General features: G+C 37.3%; 2 protein-coding genes. Both read right to left on the bottom strand.

The genetic code is table 11. The annotated features are described in order from the left end of the window. A partial coding sequence (locus F1003_RS15445; RefSeq protein ID WP_155090337.1) for an FIDD domain-containing protein occupies window positions 1–3695 on the bottom strand: 3695 nt, incomplete at its 3' end. A 124-nt stretch (window positions 3696–3819) separates the two neighbouring features. Continuing rightward, on the bottom strand, window positions 3820–5061 hold a 1242-nt coding region (locus tag F1003_RS15440; protein WP_155090336.1), incomplete at its 5' end, for a T9SS type B sorting domain-containing protein.

Below are 5061 nucleotides of genomic sequence, written 5' to 3'. Positions count from 1 at the left end.
ACATTAAAGGTATCTTCTAGAAGCGCTAAATCAATATCCGACAGGTCCACATAGCTTTCAGTATTAGCACAAACCTCATAAGTATCAATAGGGTCAATATCTGGCGGACTGTTGATTATCAGATCAAAAGGCACTGAAGCAAAACAAGTTGTACTTACATTAAAAACTCTTACGTATAATGTCTGAGGATTTGATGTATTTACATAAGCTTCAGGATTGGCAATACTATTCAGATTATTTTGTAAATCAGTTTCAGTTTCAAAATAAGTAAACTCAATACCGTATTGTCGTCCTTCTAGGATTAGAAGTTCTATTTCCGTTAGGTTCCATTGTTGCTCAAATTCATAATTGTTACCACAAACAGTTAACGATTGCCCTTGGTTAACTTCAGGAAGGTCTAAGGTTGTAATATTAAATGTGGAAACTTCGTGACATCCAGTGTCAGTATTTAAGATACGTGCATGTATCAGTTGCGGATTAACCGTAGTAGTGTAATTTAAAGGTAGAGCGTTAGTTCCGAGATCTGCATTTAAAGGTGTTAAATGAAAAGAAACATCTAAATTTTGAGTGGCTCCATTGGTGATTTCATCTACTTTTTCGGATAAATTTACAGTATTGAGACCATTACCGTTATAGTCACAGCGATACATATCTGTTGGCTCAACATATATTGGTGCTTGTCGCACTTCTATCTGCATTGGTGCAACAGCAAAACAACTATTCTCAGCTTCATTTTCTAGGCGAACATAAACGGTCTGAGGATTTGATGTGTTTTGATATGCTAAGTTTTTGTCAATAACATTAGCTCTATTAATTGCGTCATTTTCTGTTTCAAAATAGAGCACCTGCATACCTTCTTGACCGTTGATGGCTTCAAAATCCTTATTCACAAAAAAGAAGCCTGTTGTTACATTGGTATCTATTTCACAATTGATATAATCTGAAATTGAAGTCAATTGAGGATTGTCATAAATTAGGACTTCTAAAGCGACTACGGCAAAACAATCTAAATCTTCAACAGCTATTCTTATAAATACTTCTCTAGTTTCAGTAGTAAAACTTTCAGGGTTTTCTATGGCAAACCTATTGGCTACTGCATTGCCATAGGTTTGATGAAATGAAATGGTTGTACCACTCAGATCACTGGATAGTTGCGGTAAGACAGACTCTAAATTTACAGTTGAGCTTCCGTCTTGGTCATCATCGCAAACAACTATGGGCTCAGGTGTTGCTATTTCCAACCCATCAGAGATATTAACTTGTAAAGTTGAAAAATTATAGCACTGGGATCTGTTATCCGTAATTCTGATGTATAATAACGGTGAATTGCTTGCAGAGTCATAACTGAAACCTAGTACATTCTCATCAGCAATAGCATCTGCTTCAGTTGCATAAAACTCAATAGTAGTAAACTCGGCTTGGTCATTGTCAATTAAATCTATCAATGGATTTAATTGAATGGTTGTTAAACCCGTTTGAGCATTAGTGTTACCACAATACTCAATAGTTTGTGATTCTAACTCTGGTAAAGGGAGTACATCCAATTCAATATCTGCATCATAATCACAACCATTACTTGATATGTTTGCATAAACTATGTTATTGTTATTTGTTACAGTGTATGGTGCATTTACGTTTATTGGATTTTCACCATTGATTCTATCTTGTGGCGTTTCATAATAGGTGATTTCAATATCATAACCATCATTAAGCTCTTCGCTTACTTCATTTAAATCGAAATCCAATATACCATCGTTTGATGGGTCATCACAACCAGAAACAACAGGTTGGTCACCATATAAATTGTGAGTAAGATTTGTGTGCAGTTCTATAGGAACTACGGATGGACAATCTTGGCTTCCGTCTAAAATTGCCATATATACAGTTTGCTGATACGGTACTTCGTTTTGGTAGGTTACTCCTGGGAAAATAGGGAAAGCTTGATCCTGAGCATTTTGAAAATCTGTATAAAATGTGATACCAGCATCTGGATAAGCAACTAAGACTTGATCTCTTATAATACCCAAATCAAAAACAGCAAATGATTGACTCGTAGGCAAACACAAATCGATATAAAACCTTTGGTCAAAGTCTAAACGCTCTTGAATAACAAGTGGAATTGGAACAACACTGATGCAGCTCGTAAAATCATTTTCAATTCTTACATATGTGAAATTAGAGCCAAAAGGCATATCAGAAGCAAAAGTTATAGGGTCTACATCATTGTATGCGTCTGCTTCAGTAACATGAAAGGTAACAGTTCTATTAAACTCGTAGTTGGCAATTTCAAAGGCGTAATATGACAATTCTAAATAGCCGACACCATCAATTAAAAAATCCGCACAGAGAATTATCGGTGGAATTATATTGTAATTTGGTTGCGCTCCTATTTCAACATTAAAGGATCCAATCTGAAGACAACTTCCGTCCATACTTTCTATCCTAGCATAAAGTGTTTCAGAAAGTTCTGTATTTTCATAATCGCCTACAATAGGATTGAGGTTATCTAAAGCCTCTTCTTCAGAATGATGATAACTGATATTAAAATCGTCTGAAGGGAGATTGCTAAGAATTTCTTCAGTTTTTATGGTTAAATCAAATATGGCAAAGCCGTCAAATGGTAATTCGTCACAAATAATGAGGTCAGCTATTGGCTCAGCTTGTTGAAAAGGTATAGTGTCTACAGTAATAGAATCGGTTATGGTACACGACCCATTTGGCAACGGAATGGTAACTACCACCTCATAAAAACCAGATTGCAATGCTTGAAGCGTAGGGTTGGTTTCTCCTGCAATTTCTACACCATTTATAAACCAGGCATAGGTGGCATCATCATTGTCAATTTCACCATTCAATTCTATCGTAGAACCACAAGCCGTAATATCTGGGCCTAAATCCACAGACGTACCAAACCCTTCTGATTCAATAAATACAGCAGAATCAAAACGCTGGTCGATATGATCAGCGATAACGAACTTAACGCGATATGTGACACCAGGCGTTATATCTGCAGTCGCATTTAGTACTATGGTTTGTCCATCATAATTAGTCGTACCAAGATTATAGCCTTCAAAAAAATTGACATTTTCTGCATCACATCCTTCGGGTATTTGAGGGTGTATAGAACTTGTGTTAATGGACGAAGCACTATCAGGAACTAGCGCAATATTAACGTAAGGGTCTGATGTGCCAGCTTCTTTTATGAGAATTGCAAAAACATCTTGAAAATTACAAGGGTATTGTTGTTGATATTCATCTGAAGCAAATACATATTTAAATCCAACGCTATTGTTTATCGAGGTGAAATCAAATTCTAACGATGTTGCATTGAGTGTTTGAGAGATTCCCAATATGGCTTCTATATCAGGATCGGTATCCCAATCTAAGTTACCGTCACTTAAACTTTCAGCAATAATATTATTCCCGGAAGAATTAACATTACCTGTAGATAATATAATACCGCTCTCTAAAGGAAAATCAGAAGTGCCTCTATCAAATAAGGCATAACTTGGAATGCCATTAACACTACCATTTATTGCAGAATTAGCATTAGATGCAATAACGCAACTCCTATCGGTTAAGTTGTCTATAAGCTGCTGAGGCTGCAAAGAAGAGTCCGTAACAATTTGCTGTGCATATGAAAAACACATATGCATGAAAAGCAATAGAAACGTAAACGTACTTTTTTTTTTCACGTGATATATTTAGGAATTTACAGCAATAGAGAAAACGTAAAGCTTTCTTTTTTATATAAATATACTAAAAAGCCACTAAAACTATGCCAGTAAGTGTTTTGTAAAGCGTAAAGAATTATAAAAATTAACGTTTCAAAGCAAAATGCCCTTTAACCTGAAAGCTTTCGCCATCCTTGATGACATAGGCGATGTACCAATAGTCACCAGAAGGCATTTGGTTACCGTTGAAGGTACCGTCCCAACCAGAAGTATTGTGCCCGATTTCTTTGAGCAATTTGCCATAACGGTCAAAGATATGGACTCTGGTACCAGGCAATTCCTGGACACCAGCAATGTGCCACGTGTCAAAATCACCATCATCATTTGGTGTCATGTGCTTTGGTGCATCAAAGACCAAGACCTCTCGAGTTATTCTTGCACAGCCATTTTGGTCTATAATGGTAATGGTATTGTATCCAATGGGTACGTTCACAAAAACATTTGAGGTCTGGAACGGCAGATCGTTGAGCTGGTAAAGGTAATCACCAATACCGTTAACGGTAACCGTTATGTTGTTTGGGTCCGAGAAATCAATCGTCTCAACGACATCGATAACGGCAGACTCTGATTCTGTAACATTAAACGTACTTGTACTTTGGCAACCATACTGATTGGTTATGGTCACGGCATATGAACCAACCTCTGTAATCTCAATTTCAGAGGATGTTTCATTTGTTGACCATAAGTACGTATCCGAAGGATTTCCAGTATCGGCAGAAACAGTCAGTGGTAAATCATTTAGGCAGAGCACTTGATCCTCAACGACTGTATCTGGCAATGGATTGACAACAACAGAAAACTGTGTAATGTCAAAACAGCCAGAGGCCAAGTTTTGTACCCTTACAAAGATTACCTCACCATCAAAAGCAACATGCACAACGTCCAACTCGTTTATGTTTTCGGCGGCCTCATTTTCTGAACTAAAATAACTTACGGCATACTCATTAGGATTTTGATTGCCCAAAACCGCTGAATCCTGAGAGGATAAATCAAATTCTAAAAGTCCATCATAGTCATCGTCACAGGCTACGAGGTCATTGAGCTGATTGGCAACAGGAAGCGGGTTGACCACCAACTGAAAAGGATGCACGGCATAACAGCCGGTTGTGGAATATTCGACCCTTGCAAAGAGCATTTCAACAGTGTTGGTATAAGTATGATCCGTGTTTAACGGGTCGATATTCGCTTGGGCATCAGCCTCTGTGGTATGATAGCTTACCAAAACATTAAAGGTATCTTCTAGAAGCGCTAAATCAATATCCGACAGGTCCACATAGCTTTCAGTATTAGCACAAACCTCATAAGTATCAATAGGGTCAATATCTGG

The organism is Winogradskyella ouciana, from assembly GCF_009709615.1.
GTDB lineage: Bacteria > Bacteroidota > Bacteroidia > Flavobacteriales > Flavobacteriaceae > Winogradskyella > Winogradskyella ouciana.
The sequence above is the reverse complement of the archived record's forward strand: the minus strand, read 5'-3'. Positions and strand labels throughout refer to the sequence as shown.